General features: G+C 67.8%; 20 protein-coding genes and 1 other RNA gene. 9 read left to right on the forward strand and 12 right to left on the reverse strand.

The features are described 5' to 3' along the window. The first annotated feature begins 1 nt into the window (after window position 1). Window positions 2-778: a DinB family protein gene (locus tag ACFY36_RS36235; protein WP_499750412.1), complete on the forward strand. Its 777-nt coding sequence runs from the start codon at window positions 2-4 to the stop codon at window positions 776-778. A 62-nt stretch (window positions 779-840) separates the two neighbouring features. After that, window positions 841-1107, forward strand: coding sequence for a hypothetical protein (locus ACFY36_RS36240; RefSeq protein WP_499750413.1), 267 nt, complete (start codon window positions 841-843; stop codon window positions 1105-1107). A 48-nt stretch (window positions 1108-1155) separates the two neighbouring features. On the opposite strand, the gene ACFY36_RS36245 is transcribed toward ACFY36_RS36240, so the two are convergent. After that, window positions 1156-1677, reverse strand: a complete 522-nt coding sequence (locus ACFY36_RS36245) for a hypothetical protein (protein ID WP_499750414.1) — start codon at window positions 1675-1677, stop codon at window positions 1156-1158. Between the two features lie 246 nt (window positions 1678-1923). On the opposite strand from ACFY36_RS36245, the gene ACFY36_RS36250 reads away from it, so the two are divergent. Continuing rightward, a complete protein-coding gene (locus ACFY36_RS36250) occupies window positions 1924-2370 on the forward strand; it encodes a DUF4231 domain-containing protein (RefSeq protein ID WP_499750415.1) in 447 nt (148 codons plus the stop codon). Further along, a complete protein-coding gene (locus ACFY36_RS36255; protein ID WP_499750416.1) occupies window positions 2367-3227 on the forward strand; it encodes an aminoglycoside phosphotransferase family protein in 861 nt (286 codons plus the stop codon). The genes ACFY36_RS36250 and ACFY36_RS36255 overlap by 4 nt, the downstream gene beginning before the upstream one ends. Here ACFY36_RS36255 and ACFY36_RS36260 read toward each other — a convergent pair. Beyond that, entirely contained in the window at window positions 3204-4355 is a 1152-nt protein-coding gene (locus ACFY36_RS36260; RefSeq protein ID WP_499750417.1) for an MFS transporter, read from the reverse strand. The two genes, ACFY36_RS36255 and ACFY36_RS36260, sit on opposite strands and share 24 nt — an antisense overlap. Before the next feature lie 34 nt (window positions 4356-4389). Beyond that, window positions 4390-5769 carry a stress response protein gene (locus ACFY36_RS36265; protein WP_499750418.1) on the reverse strand — a complete coding sequence of 460 codons (1380 nt, stop codon included), beginning with the start codon at window positions 5767-5769 and terminating at the stop codon, window positions 4390-4392. 311 nt (window positions 5770-6080) lie between these two features. On the opposite strand from ACFY36_RS36265, the gene ACFY36_RS36270 reads away from it, so the two are divergent. Beyond that, on the forward strand, window positions 6081-6467 hold the full coding sequence (locus ACFY36_RS36270; RefSeq protein WP_498695548.1) for a VOC family protein: 387 nt from the start codon (window positions 6081-6083) through the stop codon (window positions 6465-6467). Here ACFY36_RS36270 and ACFY36_RS36275 read toward each other — a convergent pair. The 4 genes from ACFY36_RS36275 to ACFY36_RS36290 all read right to left on the reverse strand — a co-directional run bounded on the left by ACFY36_RS36275 (window position 6452) and on the right by ACFY36_RS36290 (window position 10295). Next, window positions 6452-7036 (reverse strand): class I SAM-dependent methyltransferase, encoded by a 585-nt coding sequence (locus ACFY36_RS36275; protein ID WP_499750419.1) that lies wholly within the window; start codon window positions 7034-7036, stop codon window positions 6452-6454. The genes ACFY36_RS36270 and ACFY36_RS36275 overlap by 16 nt on opposite strands. 1 nt (window position 7037) lies before the next feature. After that, entirely contained in the window at window positions 7038-8681 is a 1644-nt protein-coding gene (mctP, locus tag ACFY36_RS36280; protein WP_499750420.1) for a monocarboxylate uptake permease MctP, read from the reverse strand. Beyond that, window positions 8678-8914 carry a DUF3311 domain-containing protein gene (locus tag ACFY36_RS36285; RefSeq protein ID WP_499750421.1) on the reverse strand — a complete coding sequence of 79 codons (237 nt, stop codon included), beginning with the start codon at window positions 8912-8914 and terminating at the stop codon, window positions 8678-8680. Before ACFY36_RS36285 ends, mctP begins: the two co-directional genes overlap by 4 nt. 103 nt (window positions 8915-9017) lie before the next feature. Further along, window positions 9018-10295 carry a glycoside hydrolase family 18 protein gene (locus tag ACFY36_RS36290; protein ID WP_499750422.1) on the reverse strand — a complete coding sequence of 426 codons (1278 nt, stop codon included), beginning with the start codon at window positions 10293-10295 and terminating at the stop codon, window positions 9018-9020. Between the two features lie 157 nt (window positions 10296-10452). Here ACFY36_RS36290 and ACFY36_RS36295 point away from each other — a divergent pair, with 157 nt between their 5' ends. The 3 genes from ACFY36_RS36295 to ACFY36_RS36305 are packed head-to-tail and all read left to right on the forward strand — an operon-like array spanning window position 10453 to window position 12497. Further along, entirely contained in the window at window positions 10453-11643 is a 1191-nt protein-coding gene (locus tag ACFY36_RS36295; protein ID WP_499750423.1) for an epoxide hydrolase family protein, read from the forward strand. A gap of 30 nt (window positions 11644-11673) precedes the next feature. Next, window positions 11674-12006: a PadR family transcriptional regulator gene (locus tag ACFY36_RS36300; RefSeq protein ID WP_499750424.1), complete on the forward strand. Its 333-nt coding sequence runs from the start codon at window positions 11674-11676 to the stop codon at window positions 12004-12006. Beyond that, window positions 12003-12497, forward strand: a complete 495-nt coding sequence (locus ACFY36_RS36305; protein ID WP_499750425.1) for a hypothetical protein — start codon at window positions 12003-12005, stop codon at window positions 12495-12497. Before ACFY36_RS36300 ends, ACFY36_RS36305 begins: the two co-directional genes overlap by 4 nt. A gap of 19 nt (window positions 12498-12516) precedes the next feature. Here the strand turns inward: ACFY36_RS36305 and rnpB are convergent. Next, window positions 12517-12911: RNase P RNA component class A (gene rnpB / locus ACFY36_RS36310), an RNA gene on the reverse strand. A 39-nt stretch (window positions 12912-12950) separates the two neighbouring features. Continuing rightward, the gene (locus ACFY36_RS36315) at window positions 12951-13715 is read right to left on the reverse strand and encodes a sulfite exporter TauE/SafE family protein (RefSeq protein WP_499750426.1); all 765 of its coding nucleotides are present in this window, start codon (window positions 13713-13715) and stop codon (window positions 12951-12953) included. Window positions 13716-13740: 25 nt separating this feature from the next. Between ACFY36_RS36315 and ACFY36_RS36320 the strand changes: the two genes are divergently transcribed. Continuing rightward, window positions 13741-14103 carry a DEAD/DEAH box helicase family protein gene (locus ACFY36_RS36320; RefSeq protein ID WP_499750427.1) on the forward strand — a complete coding sequence of 121 codons (363 nt, stop codon included), beginning with the start codon at window positions 13741-13743 and terminating at the stop codon, window positions 14101-14103. A 16-nt stretch (window positions 14104-14119) separates the two neighbouring features. On the opposite strand, the gene ACFY36_RS36325 is transcribed toward ACFY36_RS36320, so the two are convergent. From ACFY36_RS36325 to ACFY36_RS36335, 3 genes are all read right to left on the reverse strand, one after another. Further along, the gene (locus ACFY36_RS36325) at window positions 14120-14551 is read right to left on the reverse strand and encodes a hypothetical protein (protein WP_499750428.1); all 432 of its coding nucleotides are present in this window, start codon (window positions 14549-14551) and stop codon (window positions 14120-14122) included. A 340-nt stretch (window positions 14552-14891) separates the two neighbouring features. Further along, window positions 14892-15803, reverse strand: coding sequence for a threonine/serine dehydratase (locus ACFY36_RS36330; RefSeq protein WP_499750429.1), 912 nt, complete (start codon window positions 15801-15803; stop codon window positions 14892-14894). A gap of 9 nt (window positions 15804-15812) precedes the next feature. Then, entirely contained in the window at window positions 15813-16871 is a 1059-nt protein-coding gene (locus ACFY36_RS36335; protein WP_499750430.1) for a type I glyceraldehyde-3-phosphate dehydrogenase, read from the reverse strand. Window positions 16872-17102 lie beyond the last annotated feature (231 nt).

Here is a 17102-nt window from a genome sequence, read left to right on the forward strand (position 1 = left end):
CATGGCTGACTTCGAGGGAGATCTGAGTGGCTCCCGCTTCCAGCACGTCAATCTCAAGGGCGCCGAGCTGCGGGACGTCGATCTGGCCGGCAGCCGGTTCCGGGAGGTCAACTTCTACGACGTGACCATGCGGGGCGTGTACATCGGAAGGGTCGACATCAACGGCGAGGTCGAATCGCTGGTGATCAACGGCGTGGACGTCGCTCCGTTCGTACAGGCGGAAATGGATCGCCGGGAACCCGAACGGGTGAAGATGCGGCCCACGGAGCCGGACGGCTTTCGTGAGGCCTGGGATCTGGTCGAGACGCGGTGGGCCGGGACCGTCGAGCGGGCGCGGCGGCTGCCGGAGGCCATGCTGCACGAGTCCGTGGACGGCGAATGGTCGTTCATCGAGACGTTGCGGCATCTGGCCTTCGCCGAGGAGTCATGGGTGTCGCGGGCGATGCTCGGCGAGCGGTCCCCGTGGCATCCGCTGTCGCTGCCGTGGGACGGCATGGAGGACACTCCGGGCGTTCCCCGCGATCGGGCGGCCCGGCCTTCGCTCGACGAGGCGCTCGCGCTCCGGCTCGACCGCATGGCCACCGTGCGGCGGGTCATCGACGGGCTCACCGAGGAGCTGCTGGCGTCCGACACCAAGCCGGCCGAGGGTCTGGGCTGGCCTCCGCCCAACGAGACTTTTCCCGTACGGGAGTGCCTGCTGACCGTGCTCAACGAGGAGTGGGAGCATCGTCGCTACGCCGAGCGCGACCTGGCCGTACTGGAGTCACGGCACGCCTGAAGCCCTTTCATTCACGTCGTACGGCCGGACGCCCTCGCGCGATCGGCCTAGGCTGAACAGCCATGACGGATTCTGAGCTGTCGGAGTTGCGTGAGCGGGCCGCCACCGGGGACCGGGACGCGGTCGATCAGCTGGTCGAGTTGGCGGGGGAACGCGGCGACATGGCCGAGTTGCGCCGGCTCGCCGACGCGGGCAGCGGCGCCGCCGTGGACGAGCTCGTGCAACTGGCCAGCGAGCGCGGCGACACCGGCGAACTGCGCCGCCTGGCCGACGCCGGCAACAGCGACGCGGCCGAGCTGCTGGCCGAACTGACCGACGAGGACGACTGACCGACCGTGCCGGAGCCGGTGGCTGAGGTCGTCGCCACTGGTTCCGGGCTATGACGTCCAGCCCTTCAGGACATCGAGGGCGGGGCCGGACAGCCAGTTGACGATGAAGCCGAGCAGGAACGCCACGACCAGGAAGACGATCTGCTGGATGAAGCCGGAGCGGCGCTCGCCGACGAATCGGCGGGCCAGGCGGCGGTCCAGGGCCTCGACCTGGTCGGTGGTGAGGCCGGCCAGCTGTTGCTGCTCGTCCACCCGGGCGTTCAGGGTTTCCATGGCGGTCAGCCGGTCCACCAGGTAGCGCTCCAACTCCCGTGACACCTCCTGCGCCTCCCGCACCATGTGCTGCAGGGCCATGACGCGCTCGGCGAGGATGATCTGATGTCGCCGGCGCCGGTCGCGGCGGGTCTGCAGCCAGCGCGCGATTCCCCAATAGGCCCCGCCCAGGACGCCCAGGATCACGGGCGCCGCGAAGAACAACCACCAGAAGTAGCGTGTGACGAACTCCTTGGACTCCTCTTCCGAGAGCCCCATGAACGACGCCGTGATGGCCAGGATCACGGAGTTGGCCACGCACCATCCGAGGAGCCCGCCGATCATCCAGCCGATCCAGCTCTCGCCCTTCGGAGGCTGTGTGGCATCGGGTTCAGGCGTGACGCCTTCGCCTGGACCTGCTTGCTCCGCAGGTGTTGCCACACGTCCACGGTGGGACAGCCTCCGCGGCCGGGCAAGGCCTTGTCACTTATCCGGCTCAGGACCGTCGAGTCAGGCTCTGGCTCGGGCGATTCGGGGGCGGATCGACGATGGATACTGTTCCGCATGACGCAAGGGGATGACGACGTCAGTGCGGCCGAGGTCTATCGGGTCGCGCGGGAGCGCTATCTGGCGTACGCCCGGACGGCTCGTCGGTCTTATCAGGTTTCCGAGACTCTGCTGATCGTGTTCGCGGCGGCCATTCCGGCCAGTGTCGCCTTCACCGATGATGCCCGCGTGCCGGCTGTCCTGGGTGGACTCGTCGTGGTGCTGACCGGGCTCCGGACGCTTTTCCGGTGGCACGACAACTGGATCCGGTACATCGAGACACTCGTGCAGCTCGAAGCGGAATGGGCCCGTTTCCGGCACCGGCTCGGCGACTACGACAAGCCGGAGCGGGAAGCTGTTTTCGTTCAGGCGGCCAAGCAGCTCGAGCTTTCCGAGACGCAGGGGTGGGTGGGATTGCGGCGTACGGCTCAGGAAGCCCGCGAAATCTCCACGGCCGAGCAGTGAGCTTTCGGCGCAACATTGTCGAGAACTGGGGCGCGGAAGGCGAACGCTGGCTCGACGGGTTGCCGGCGCTGATCGACGAAGTGACCCGCGAATGGGGCGTCGACGTCGACGAGCTTCTGCCGATGACGTTCCATTGGGTCGCGACCGTGAAAGGCGGGGGCGTTCTCAAACTCGGCGTCCCGGACGGGCACCTCGACGGTGAGGCCGAAGCCCTGCGGATCTTCGATGGGCGCGGCGCCGTGCGGCTTCTGGCCGAGGACGCGGCTCGCGGTGCGTTGTTGATCGAGCAAGCCCTTCCGGGTACGCCTGTGGCCGCGCTCGACGACGACGCGGCCGCCACTTCGGTGCTTGTGGAGGCGGCGGAGCTGCTCCACGTCGTACCTCCGGAAAAATGCACCCTGCCGCACCTGCGCACCCTGCGTGGGGGTTTCGAGCGCTATGGCCCGGACGGGCCGATTCCTCAGCGGATGGTCGACAAGGCGGCCGAGCTCTTCGACGATCTCTGTGCGGACGCGCCGCGCGAGACCGTGCTGCACGGCGACCTGCACCACGGCAACGTTCTGCGGGCCGAGCGCGAACCGTGGCTCGCCATCGACCCGTCGCCGCTGATCGGCGACCCCGGCTTCGACTGCGGGGCGATGCTCTACAACCCCGATCCGGAGCGGCACGATCCGGCGCTGCTCGATCTGGTGCCGGCGCGGATCGAGCGGCTGTCCGCGCTCGAACCGGTGGACCGGGTCGTGGCCTGGGGATTCGTGATGGGCGTGCTGTCCGAGGTGTGGACGGTGGAGGCGTCCGGCCAGGCCCGCAGCCGCGCCATCGAGGTGGCCGCCCTACTGGAGCCGCGGCTCCGCTGAGCGCGCCCGGAGCACCTGCGCGCCCAGCGTCATGACGACCATCAGCGCCACGATGACGCCGAACGACACCGTCAGCGACGACACGTGGGCGATGCCGCCGATGATGCCCGGGGCGATGAGACCGCTGCCGTACGCGATGCCGGCCACCCCGGCGATGCCCTTGCCGGGGCTGCTCTCGGTGCGGGCGGCGGCCGCGAACACGAGCGGGACCACCACCGCGATGCCGATGCCGAGCAGGCCGAAACCGGCGATGACCAGCGCCACCGGTTCGGCCAGGACGATCGTCAGGGCGCCCACGGTGGCGCACACCCCCGAGATGCGGACCGTGGTCACCGGGCCCAGTTGACGTACGACCCAGTCGCCGCCGAAGCGGGCCGCGGCCATGCACACCGAGAAGATCGAGACGGTGGCGGCGGCGGTGGCGGCCGGGTGGTGCAGCAGGTCGCGGACGTACACGGCGGCCCAGTCGAGGCTGGCCCCCTCGGCGAAGACCGCGCACAGGCCGATCAGGCCGATCGTCAGCACCCGGCCGGTGGGCAGCGCGAACGCCGGCGGTTCCTCCAGCTCGGGCGCGGGCCGGTGCGGGATGAGCCACATCGACGCGGTCAGCACGATCACGAACAGCGCGGCCACGGTGATCAGGAAGTGGGTGGGCGCGGACAGGCCGGCCCGGGTCGCGAGCACGGCCACGGCCGAGCCGGCCAGGCCGCCGATGCTCCACCAGCCGTGGAAGCCCGACATGACCGATCGCCCGTAGCGCTCCTCGACCAGCACGGCGTGCGCGTTCATCGCCACGTCGGCCACACCGGCCGCCGCCCCGTAGACGATCAGGCACAGGCAGAGCGCCCACAGTGAGGTCGGCAGCGCCGGAAGCAGGAGCGCGGCACACCAGCAGAGCATGAGGAGACGTACGAGGGAACGCAGGTCGAACCGATGCACGAGCCGCCCCGACAGGGGCATCGCGATGAGCGCGCCCACCCCCGGCATGAGCAGGGCGAGCCCGAGCCCGCCCGGCCCGACCCCGACGTGGTCGGCCACCCACGGCACCCGCGCCGCGAACGTCCCGGTGACAGCCCCGTGCGCCGCGAAGATCGCCGATGTCGCGACCCGCGCCTTCCTCTCGATCATGACCCGACCGTAGGCGACGCCCCTGTAGCGCCCGCTATGGGGAGTGCGGAGCCGGATCGGCAGCAGACTCTTGCGGCTGTGGACCGTCCTGGGAAGAGATCGCCGTCGATACAAGTGCTGCGGCGACTGGCTCCGACTCGATCACCTCTTCGGGGGCGCGCAGCTTCGGGGGTGCGGCCATCCACGGTTTGAGGTTCTGAATGACCTGTTCATAGAAGTCGTCGATGGCCCCAAGCACTGAATCAATGAAGGATCCTCGCCCAGTTCCGCGCTTAGTGCCGGCCGCGGAGTTGGCAGCCACCCGGAAGGATTTCAGTTCCCTTGAAGGTTCGCCGACGAGGCGACCCGGTTCCTCACGGACGGTCTTGAGTAACTCAGCGCTGCCGGCGCCACGTGAGTATGCCGCGAAAGACTCCAAGCGGAGCGTCTCCGGTGCGTGCTTGAGTTGTCGCACCAACCAATTGACGCGCGTGGTCTGGCGGCCTTCTCGCGGCGCCTCGACATCAACGTGGCACGTGATCTTCGCTGCTCGTAGATCAGCAGTCACGAAAAGCGCGCCGACCGCGCCTGGTATACGAAGGGCGGCGGTCATCGTGCCGTTGGTCGCTAGTTGCGCGACAAGAGCCTGGGTCCGGATCGATGGGTCAGCCAGCTCTCTACGTGCAAGGGCCGGAACGATTTCCGTGCCCAACTGTCGGCCGAGCTTAAGGCCGGCGAAACGTACGAGGGCGTCGAACCTTCCCGCAACCTCTGCCACCGTTGGGTCGGCAGCTCGAAGGGTGCCCGCATTGACGGACTCTCTTACCGGAACCCAGCTGGAGCCCATGTCACTGAACTCCAGTGCACCCGACCGGGGATGTTCCAGGTAGCGGATCAGTTCACCCAGGACCCAGGCCTGATCGGGATCGGCGACGCCGCGATACTCCTTCTGCATGACGGCTGCCGTAAGCACCTCCGACCACGGCAGATGGTGGAGTGCAACCCTCTTCAGCTTCCGCTTGTCGACAGCGGTGGGATGTTGCCCCGGTACGGGCGGGATCTGATTGGAGATGGTGATGAGGGCATCGAAGCCCTGTTCTCGTGCGATGTCGAGATAGTGCTCGAGCTGGTCGACGCGGAGCTCATTGCTGCCCGTCTTTACCTCGACGAGTGCCGTCCACTGACGTTGCCCGCGAGTGATCCGAATGAGCCCGTCTGGGAAGAACTTGCCATCCCCGAGCTTGAAGGGAACCTCGATGTAGGTCTGCACGGTCCCGGCCGGGGCGCCGATCGGCTGGGTCAACGCTCGGCCGAACTCCCGCACGGCACTCATCACGGCTAGGAGAGCCGACGTAGCTCGCCGTTCCTGCTCATCGGCCCCATTGATTCCCGACGTGGGAATGAGGCGGGCAGCAAGCCAGACATCTTCGCTCATCAGTCACTCCTCGTAGTGCGGCCTTGACGCAGGTTACGCTCGGCAGACGGTAGCGAGCGGATCGATCGACACGTCGATCAGTTACGAGAAGTTGACCGGATGGCCTATCGCGAAGAGGAACTACATAGGACTTTGACATTCCTGCAAACAATTGATCTTAGTATCTGGCGTCCGGGTGAATGTACCGCCATCTCCGCCCTACCATTGATGATCTTGATTTGCAAGGGGAGTCCGCATATAGCTGATCCGGTCGCGCTGGGCCGGATCTATCGCTTGAATGGAGTGGGAGCAGAATCAGAGGGGAGTTGCTTGTGCCGCTCAGGAGCCGTAAGCAGTGGTGGGGTGTGACCCTGGACGCGCCGGACGGGGTGGAGTTGGGACGCTTCTACTCGCGGCTGCTCGGCTGGAATTTCTACCCGGCGGACAACGGTCTGGGCGGTGCGGTCGCGCCGTCCGACAACGCGGGATACAACCTCGGGTTCCAGACCGAGAAGCAATACGTACGGCCGGTGTGGCCGGCCGAAGCGGGCAAGCCGCAGATGTCGATGCACCTGGAGATCGAGGTCGACGACCTCGAGGAGGCCGTCGCGCACGCCATTTCGGTGGGCGCGGAGGAAGCCGGCTATCAACCCCAGGAGACGGTACGGGTGATGCTCGACCCGGCCGGGCATCCGTTCTGCCTCTACACGGACGATTGATTCAGGAACCGGAAGAGGCGCGTGCCGGGAATCGGTGGTGTCGGAGCCGCCGACAACCGGTGCGTGCCCACCCGGAAACGGGCGTCGGCGGGCTCGGTGAAGGCGACCTCGTCGAAGCCCGACTCGGCGAAACAGGCGCGCACGAATGCGCTCTCGTCGCCGGCCCGGGTCCAGACGACCCGGCCGCCGGGGGCCAGCAGCATCGGCAGGGCCTGAATGGTGCGGCGGACGTCGTCCGGGCTGATGTTCCCGAAGACACCGCAGGCGAGCACGAGGTCGGCCGGGCCGAAGGAAAGGTACGCGTCGATCGTGCCGGCGTCCTCAATCCGTACGGAAACGTTGGTTTGACCCATCGCCCGTCGTGCCAGCGAAGGGTCCAGCTCGACCAATAGGGCTCGGGCATCCGCCGGCAGCAGGGGAAGAACGTCGCGGCCGTCGCCGGCGCACATGCTGATCACGCGTTTGCCGAGAGCGTACCGAATGTGGTCCTGCACAACGGCCAAGCGGCGGGACAACGAGGAGCCGGGAATCCCGTACTCCTCGTGCCATTGAACCCAGTCCCTGGTCATTTTATGTGGACGACGGCGTCTCGACGGTCGTGAGGTCGCGGTCGACGCGCGGGTCGCCCTCGTCGGCGAAGTAGTCGTCCTTGGTGGTGCCGTCGACGCCGGCCGGGGTCTTGGCGGCCCGCAGGATCAGCGTGACGATGACCGCGATCAGCAGGTTGACGATCACCGTGACGAAGCCGACGTAGATGGTGCGCTTGGTGTCGAAGCCGAACTCGGACAGCGGGAACGCCGACCCGCCGAAGTGGGCGCGCTTCGTGGCCGGGTTCGGGATCTGCCACAACATCCACATCGACAGGCCCATGCCGGCCACCCAGCCGGCGATCAGCGCACCCCGGTGCAGCCACCGGGTGAACAGGCCGAGCGCCACCGCCGGAGCGGTCTGCAGGATGATCACACCGCCGATGAGCTGGAGGTCGATGGAGAACTGCGGATCGAGGAAGACGATGCAGGCGACCGCGCCGACCTTCACCACCAGCGAGGTGATCTTCGAGACGCGGGCCTCGTCGGCGTGTGACGCGTCCTTGCGCAGGTATTCCTTGTAGATGTTGCGGGTGAACAGGTTGGCCGCGGCGATCGACATGATGGCGGCCGGCACGAGCGCGCCGATGCCGATCGCGGCGAAGGCGACCCCGGCGAACCAGGCCGGGAACTGCATGTCGAACAGCAGCGGCACGACCGTGTTGCTGTCGACGGTGCCCGCGGTGGCGCCCGGCAGCGGCTTCACGCCGGACGCGATGGCCGCGTATCCGAGCAGCGCGAGCAGGCCGAGCAGGAAGCTGTAGGCCGGCAGGGCCGACATGTTCCGCTTGATCACGTTGCGGTTCTTGCTGGCCAGCACGCCGGTGATGCTGTGCGGGTAGAGGAACAGCGCCAGCGCCGAGCCGACCGCGAGGGTGATGTACTGCAGCTGGTTGTTGGCGTTGAGGGTGATGCCGTCGTTGGGGTTCGGGCTGGCCGTGAACTTGGCCTCGGCCGCGTCGAAGATGCTGCCCCACCCGCCCAGCTTCGTCGGCAGGTAGATCACCGCCACCAGGATGACGATGTAGATCAGCGCGTCCTTGACAAAGGCGATGAGGGCCGGGGCCCTCAGACCCGATTGATAGGTGTACGCCGCCAGGATGGCGAACGCGATGATGATGGGCGCATGCCGTGCGAGCACACTGTCGCCGGTCACGCCCATGGTCTTGAGGACCGCCTCGATGCCGATGAGCTGGAGGGCGATGTACGGCATGGTGGCGACGATGCCGGTGATCGCGACGACCAGGGCCAGCGTGGGGGAGTCGAACCGGCTGCGCACGAAGTCGGCCGGGGTCACGAAACCGTGCCGGTGCGACACCGACCAGAGCCTGATCAGGATCAGGAAGAACATCGGATAGATGATGATGGTGTACGGCACGGCGAAGAACCCGGCCGCGCCGGCGCCGAAGATCAGCGCGGGTACGGCGACGAAGGTGTACGCCGTGTAGAGGTCACCGCCGACGAGGAACCAGGTGATCCAGCCGCCGAAGTTGCGCCCGCCCAGGCCCCATTCGTCGAGGTGGGCCATGTCCTTGGGGGCGCGCCAGCGGGCGGCCACGAAGCCCATGCCGCTGACCAGCAGGAAGAGCAGCGTGAAGACGACGATCTCGGTGATGTGGTCGCTCATGGCCGGCGTCCCCGCTTCGTCATCTGGTACACGATCGTCGTCGTGCCGACGCCGAGCAGGATGAACAGGAACTGGATCCAGTAGAAGGCCGGGAAGCCGAACAGCCGCGGCTCGTCGTGGTTGTAGAGGAACGTCAGGACCGGCACCACGATCGGGATGAGAAGGAGCCAGTTCCAGGGACTGCTGTCGGTGCGGGGCTTGCTCTCGGGTTCTTTGGCTTCAGGTTCCGCCATGGCCCCTCCTCATCAGCGCTTGTGCTGTACGTCACGCTAACGAGGAGGGGTCAAATCGGGCGATCACCGTGCGCCGAGCGGTTTCGGTCGTGCGCCGAACGGCTTATCGCAGACCGGCGGAAACCGCCTTCGTGAGTGACGCGTTCGCGTCGTCACCGTCGAGTGACCACATCATCGCGCCGCCCAGGCCCTTGGCCCGGATGTAGAGAGCTTTCTGGATCATCTGGGCCGGGTCGTCGTACGTCCAGAAGGTCGTGCCGTCGAAGAGCCAGGCGTGCCCGCTTCGTAGATCCCGGTGGATCTTGAAATTGGGCAGCGTCTTGACCGTCTTGTAGTCCTCCGTGCCGGCCGCGAAGATTCCCGGGGCGGGACCAGTGGCCGGCTGGAAGAGGCCGTTGTTCTGGTTCGTGACGCCTGTCCAGCCCTGGCTGTAGTAGGGCAGGCCCAGGACCAGGTCTTGCCTCGGCGCGCCGGCCTTGATCCACGCGTTTATGGCGACATCCACTGAGAAGTCGGGATTGTCAGGTGCGTTGCGCGGGACAAATAGGGCGGATTGCTGGTTGGCGCGATTCTCCCAGGAGCCGTGGAAGTCGTACCCCTGCACGGTCCCGAAGTCCAGGTACTTGAAGATCTTGTCGCCCTCGAAGCCAGCCGTGATCTTGGCGGGTGCCGCGGGCAGGAAGGCCGTCAGGTCGTACTGGTGCCTCGTGGTCCTGGAAAGCTTGTCGAGCTGAGCCCGGAACTCGGCCGTGAGCAGGGTGAAGTTCCGCTTGTCCTCGGGACGGATGACATTGCCGGCGTTGCCCTCCGACCCGGGCCACTCCCAGTCGAGATCGACCCCGTCGAAGATCCCCGCGGCGACCCCCGCGGGCAGGCCGGGCAGGTTGCCCTTGATCCAGAGATCGAGGCAGGAGCTGACGAGCTTCTTGCGCGAGGCGTCGGTCAGGACGGCGTCGGAGAAGTACGCCGATCCGGTCCACCCGCCGAGCGAGATGAGCACGCGCAGCTTGGGGTTCTTCTTCTTGAGCTCGGCCAGCTGGTTGAGGTTGCCCGCGATGGGCTGCCCCGCCACATCCCCGACGCCGTCCACACTGTGCGCGTCGTCGAAGCTGGTCTGCCAGTCGGCCCAGGGGTCGGCGCTGGCACAGACCCCGTCCGCCGTCACCGGCCCGAACGCGTAGTTGAGGTGCGTGAGCTTCGCGGCGGCGCCGGAGCTCTGCACCTTGCTGAGCTGGAAATCGCGGCCATAGATACCCCACTGCGTGAAGTACCCGACCTTGACGTATGACTTGCCGCCCGCCTGAGCAGGCGTAGCCGCAACCGTGGCCCCCACCGCGGCCAGGGCGGCCACAGCAACGAGACGGCGTTTCAATCCGCGCATGAGTCCTCCAGGAAAGAAAGTTTCCTAATCGAGGAAGTTAGAGGTCTCACTGCGTTGAGGCAATGGTTGCGCGTTCATTCGTCAGGGATGAGGTGGGGAAACTGGGACGCGGGACGATGGGCCACTTACCGACTTCTCGCATCGGCAGGTGGGGACCATGTCCGGCGACCGTGAGATCCGTCCGTTCCGGCTCGACACCCCGGAGGAGTCGATCTCTGATCTGCACCGCCGGATCGCGTCGACGCGGTGGCCCGGCCGCGAGCTGGTGGACGACCGCTCGCAGGGGGTTCAGCTGGCGGCGCTCCAGGAGCTGGCCCGCTACTGGACGGCGGATCACGACTGGCGCGCCTTCGAGACCAGGCTGAACGCCCTTCCGCAGTTCACAACAGAGATTGATGGCGTACGGATCCACTTCGCTCACGTGCGTTCACCACACGAGGACGCCCTGCCGCTGATCATGACCCACGGCTGGCCGGGCTCCGTCGTAGAGCTGCTGGGCGCGGTCGGGCCTCTCACCGATCCGACCGCGTACGGCGGGCGGCCCGAGGACGCCTTCCACTTGGTGCTGCCGTCCCTGCCCGGCTACGGCTTCTCGGGCGAGCCGGCCGAGCTCGGCTGGGAGAACGGCCGGATAGCCCGCGCCTGGGCGGAGCTGATGAGCAGGCTCGGCTACCAGCGCTACGTGGCCCAGGGCGGTGACGTGGGCGCCGCCGTAACCGACTTCATGGGCCGGCAGGGCCCCAATGGCCTGCTCGGCATCCACGTCAACTTGCTGGCCCCGGCCCTGGACCTGGTGAACCACTTGCCGGCCGCGTCCGACCAGGAGCGCAAAGCTCGAGACGCGGTCATGACGTTCAGCACGGACGGCTTCGCCTACTTCCTGGAGCAGTCAACCCGCCCGCAGACCATCGGATACGCCCTGCTGGACTCGCCGGTGGCCCTGGCCGCCTGGATGCTCGACCACGACACCGACAGCTACTACAAGATGGCCCGCGCTTTCGTGGACAAGCAGCCCACAGGCGGCCTGACCCGAGACAGCATCCTCGACAACATCACCCTGTACTGGCTCACTGGCACTGGAGCCTCGGCTGCCCGCTGGTACTGGGAGTTCGGCCGTTTCCGCGCCGCCGCCGCGGGCCAGCCGCCCCCACCCCTCCAGGTCCCGGTAGCTTTCACGACGTTCCCCGGCGAGCTATGGGCAGCCCCACGCAGCTGGGCCGAAGCCGTCTACCCAGGCTTGGCCTACTTCAACGAGGCCGACCGCGGAGGCCACTTCGCCGCCTGGGAGGAGCCAGAGCTGTTCGCCGCCGAACTGCGGGCCGCCTTCCGCCCCGTACGACAGCCCTGATCGGCTTATTTCACCTAGTACACTTACGGCGTGAGTCAGGGTCCCGTGCGGATCACCGCACCCTTCCTGGATGTCCTTGAGGTCTTCATCGCGGCCGGCGGCGCCGAACTGCACGGATGGGCGATCATCAAAGCCAGCCACCGCGGAGGGCCGACCGTCTACAAGATTCTCGAGCGGCTCGATGGCATGGGCTGGGTTTCAGCGCGGTGGGACGACGAGCCGGCCGACCCCAACAAGCCGAGGCGACGCTATTACAAACTGACGGGCGAAGGCGTGACGCAAGCCCAGCTCCTTTTGGCCCGACATCGTCCTCAGCGAGTCCCGGGCTCGCTGCGGCCTGCCCTCGGCGGGGGACCCCTGTGACGGCCTTCTGGTTCGGCGTCCTCGTCTCCATCGCTACCGGCGCTCTGGTCAACGAGTTCTGCGACGTGTCTCCCTGGCTGGCCGACAAGATCGCACGTCGTGCCGCGCGTCTCTGGTCCGCGGGCGACTCGGCGCTCGAAGTGGAGTGGGCGGCGGTAATCCAGGACTGTCCCGGAAAGTTGACGAAACTCTTCATCGCACTTCGCTTCGGCGCCGGCGCGGCGAGCAAGGCTCAACGCCGCTGGCTCAAGCGGGCCCGAGCAAGAGCATCTCGCAAGCCGATTTCCCGCCCCGGAGCGACGCGGCCGATCGCTTTGGCCCGAAAACTGGTAGCGGCGGTGATGGCCATCATCGCGGTCTTCGCGCTGGTTCTCGGGATCGGTATGGCGAGTTTTTCAGTGGCCCTCTTCGGGCTCACCCTTCTGGTGCTTTCCGTGACGGTGGGTGTCGTCAGGTTCGTACCTCGACCACAAGATCGATCCCACTCATGACTCATGGGTGAGGAGGCGACGGACGAGTCGGCCTGTACGCCGGATTCTGTTCCAGCCGAGGCTGGTGGCGGCCATCCATCTCGGCCTGCCGTTGCCGGCAGGCTCTTGCGGCCTACCCGCAGGCTCGGGCGAGCAGCCCTCGAACGCCTGCGCCGGTCGCTCCCTTGCGGGGGCGGCCTTGCTTGGCCTTGCTCCGGGTGGGGTTTACCTAGCCACCCCGGTCGCCCGGGGTGCTGGTGAGCTCTTACCTCACCGTTTCACCCTTACCGGCCTGGTGGGGCCGGCGGTCTGTTCTCTGTGGCACTGTCCCGCGGGTCACCCCGGGTTGCCGTTAACAACCACCCTGCTCTGCGGAGTCCGGACGTTCCTCGGCGGCGCCCCTGAAGGCGCCGACGCGACCGCCCAGCCGACTCGTCCGTCGCCTGTTCATCCTACGGGGCCGCGGGTGGGGAATCAGGTGAGGGCCCGGTACAGCAGGAGCAGGCCGATCACCGTGCCGAAGGTGACGATCAGCGTGCGGAGCACGTGGGCCGGGAGGCGCCGGGCCAGCTTGGCGCCCAGATATCCGCCGACGACCGTGGCCGGGGCCAGGGCCAGCACGGCGGCCCAGTTGACCGGGGCGAAGAACGCGAAGACCAACAGGGTGATCAGGCCGACGACCGCCGACAGGACGTTCTTGAGGGCGTTGATGCGGTTCAGGGACTCGTCGAGGATCAGGGCCAGCGCCGCGACGTACATGACGCCCAGCGCCGCCCCGAAGTAGCCGCCGTAGACGGCGCCGATGAAGACGACCGCCTGCAAGGTCACGGCGGCGCGGCGGGGTGACAGGTGTCGCGGGTGGCCGACCAGATCGCGCAGGCGCTGCTGGAAGGCCAGGGTGGCGGCGGCGCCGAGGACCAGGAACGGGACGATCAGCTCGAACGCGCGGGCCGGGGTCAGCAGGAGCACGGCGCAGCCGGCCGCGGCGCCGAGCACGGCGGCCGGCACGATGGCGCGTAGTCGGCGCGACTGGCCGGCCAGGTCGGCGCGGCTGCCGGCGACGCTCGAGACGTACCCGGGAAAGACCGAGATCGAATTGGTGACGTTCGCGGCCACCGAGGGCAGGCCGGTGGCGATCAGCGCCGGGAACGTGATGAGGGAGCCGCCGCCGGCGATGGCGTTCACGGCTCCGGCGGCGAGGCCGGCGGCGACCAGCAGCAAAATGTGCGCGACATCCATGATGGGAGGAATCTACGCTCCGCCGATGGGGGATCTGCTGTTCGTGGTCGGACCGCCCGCGGTCGGCAAGATGACCGTGGCGAATGAGATCGCGGCGCGTACGGGGTGGCGCGTCTTCCACAACCATCTGGCCGTCGAGCCGGTGCTGCGTTTCTTCGAGTTCGGCACGCCGCCGTTCGCACGGTTGGTGGACGGTTTCCGCATGTCGGTGCTCGAGGAGGTGGCGGCGAGCTGGCGGCTTCCCAGGAGGAGCGTCTGCGGCGAAACACGGGTGAGTCGCGCCTGGCCGAGAAGCCGTCGAAGCGGAACGTCGAACGTTCGCGCGCCCTGCTGCTGCAGGCCGACCAGGACTATCGGCTCGGAGCCAGGGAAATCGCCGAGCTGGTGATCGAGCGGCTGGGCCTTTAGAAGCCGACACCGCCCCGCTCGTCCCAGGTGAGGGCGGGCACCGGCACGCGCAGCGGCGGTCGGCGCAACGTCTGGCGGTAGCCGGCCGCCCGTACCTCGAAAGCGAAGTTGTGCCCCTCGATGTGCCAGACCGGCTCCGGATGCTGGTCGGGGGAGGGGAGCCGGTGGATGTCGGCGATGTCGAGGGGTTCGGCGAGCGGGCCGAAACCGCCGCCGATGCCCCACGGCTGATCGAAGACAAGGGTGGCCGGGGCCACCAGGAAACCGTCCTCCGGGTCGCCGCCGATCACGTAGTCGATGTCGAGAAGCAGCCTGACCTGCGGCTCCCCGGCCAGGCTGATGGCGTGGACGCGGCTGTCATGCCATCCCATGCGGGGATAGTCCGCCTCGGTCCAGGTCATGAGGTCGGCAGGCGTGGCAACAGTCATCGCGCCAGTATCCGGCATCGTTCAACAAACCTACCGAAACGGAAATGTCGGATTTGCGCGCGAGAGGGGCGCTCGCGACGGCGAGGGGCGAGGGGCGGGGGTGGGGGTGAAGGACGAAGGGCAGCGGGCAAGGGACCAGAGACGAAGCGCAGCGGGCAAGGGGCCAGGGACGAAGGGCGGCGGGCAAGGGGCGAGGACCCGGCGGCGCAGGGGCGAGGGTGCGTAAGGGGCCGGGCGCGGCGAGGGTGCGTAAGGGGCCGGGCGCGGCGAGGGTGCGTAAGGGGCCGGGCGCGACGACTGGCGCCGAGGGCGGCAGGGACGGCGGGGGCGGCGGGGGCGGTCAGGCCAGGTCGGACGGGTCGGTGTTGGCGCCGCAGATCAGGACCACTACTCGCTCGCCGGGGGCCGGGACGTAGGCGCCCGATGTCAAGGCCGCGTAGGCGGCCGCTGTGCCGTGTTCCACGGCCAGGCGGTAGTCGTCCCACAGGGCGCGGCGGGCGTCGATGATGGACTGGTCGTCGACCAGCAGTGACGGGATCTTGAACGCTTGCGCCAGGTCGAAAGCTATCTGCCCGGCGCGCCGGGCGCCCAGCGAGTCGGCTGCCACTCCTGAGACCGGCACGTCGACCGGGGCTCCCGCCTCCAGGGCCGCGTGCAACGCGGCCGATGTCACCGGCTCCACCGCCACCACCTTCACGGCGGGGGAGAGGGCCGCCATCAAACCCGCGATCAGGCCGCCTCCTCCGGCCGCCACCAACACCGTGTCGAAGCCGGCTGGGAGCTGCTCGGACAGTTCCAGGGCGATCGTGCCGTTGCCCGCCACCATGTTCGGGTCGTCGTACGCGTGGCAGAACAGCGCCCCGGTGGCCTCCGCTTGTTCGACCGCCGCCGTGTAGGCCTCCGCGTACTCGTTGCCCACCTGCGTGACCTTGGCGCCCAGCTTGCCCAGCTTCGCCACCTTCACCGGCGGCGCCGTGACCGGCACGAAGACCGTGGCCGCGACGCCCAGCTCGCGGGCCGCGTACGCCGCCGCCAGGCCCGCGTTGCCGCCCGACGCGGCCACGATGCCGGCGGGGGGCAGCGTGCCCGCCGCCAGGATCTGGTTGACCATGCCCCGCGTCTTGAACGAGCCGGCGTGCTGTGTCTGCTCCAGCTTGAACCACGTCGTCGGCGCTACCTGGAGGATCGGCGTGCGCCGCACCCGTGCGCCGATCCGGGTGGCCGCCGCCCGTACGTCCTGAATGTCGATCACTGATGAACCCTAAGCGATGCTCCAGCTCACCCGCCGGGACGCGACGGGTGATCGTTCACCCACGAGGCGCGCTATGTCGAGTAATCGGTTGGAGAAGCCCCACTCGTTGTCGAACCAGCCGCGGACCTTCACCCCGCCGTCCGCCGTCGTCTGTGTGCCCGAGGGGTCGAACAGGCAGGAGGCCGGATTGTTCTTCACGTCGATCGAGACGGTGGGATCCGGGTCGTACGCCAGAACGCCCCTCAAAGGTCCCGCCGCGGCCTCGGCCATCGCCCGGTTGACCTCCTCGACGCTCACCGCGCGCCCGGTCTGCCCGGACAGCTCGGCCAGCGAGCCGATCGGCGTCGGCACCACGTAGTAGCTGTAGCGCATCTCGCCGATCTGCGGCAGCACCACCCGGACGAGGTCGCCGACCACGAAGTTGTGCGGGATGATGCTGTCGCCGGTGGACCGGCCCAGCCGCGGATCGTCACGCGACGTGCCCATCAGGGAGTCCTGCGGTTTCTGCCAGCCCTGGGTGGCGAGCACCACCGTCGAGTTCACCGCGCGTAACCCGAACCGGTCGAGCAGGACCTTCGCCATCACCGTCAGCGCGTTCACCCCGCACGAGCCGGGGGAGACCACATCGTGCTGATCCGAGTCGTACGTGTCGTGGTTGGCCCCGTAGACCAGGAACGCGTCCGGCTCGTCGGCCGAGGCGCTGATCACGACCTTGCGGGCGCCGCCGTGGGTGATGTGGGTGCGGGCCGTGGTGCCGGCCCGGAAGCGGCCGGTGGCCTCGATGACGACGTCGACTCCGGCGTCGGCCCACGGAATGCGCTCGGGCCGTTCGTGATGGAACGCGCGGATCGCATGGTCATTGACGACGAGGTGATCGGCGCGGGCGGTGACGGTGCCCGGAAATGCGCCACGAATGCTGTCCCGGCGCAGCCCATAGGCCAATTTCTCGGTCGAGGCAAGGTCATTTACCGCCGCAATTGATATTCCCGGATCGGGTGATGCCGCGACTATCCGGGTGATGCTGCGGCCGATACGACCGAATCCATTGATGCCGATCGTGACAGTCATCGAAGGCTCCTCGGCCGCTCTGAATCTCGTTGTGCCGTGCCGGCAGGGGCCCGTGAGTACCCGGTTTCCACCCGCCGTCACGCCCTCGACACTAAGAGTCGTGCAAGTTGCACGTCAACGGAGGACGCGTCACACGGTGTTCTTGATCCACATAAGACCTGGTGGGGCAGGGCCATAGCGCTGCGAACCTCCTAATGGTCACCGGCGATGCCCGGTGCGCCATCCGGATGA

Origin of the sequence: Actinoplanes sp. NPDC000266 (genome assembly GCF_042899005.1) — a bacterium.
Classification (GTDB): domain Bacteria; phylum Actinomycetota; class Actinomycetes; order Mycobacteriales; family Micromonosporaceae; genus Actinoplanes.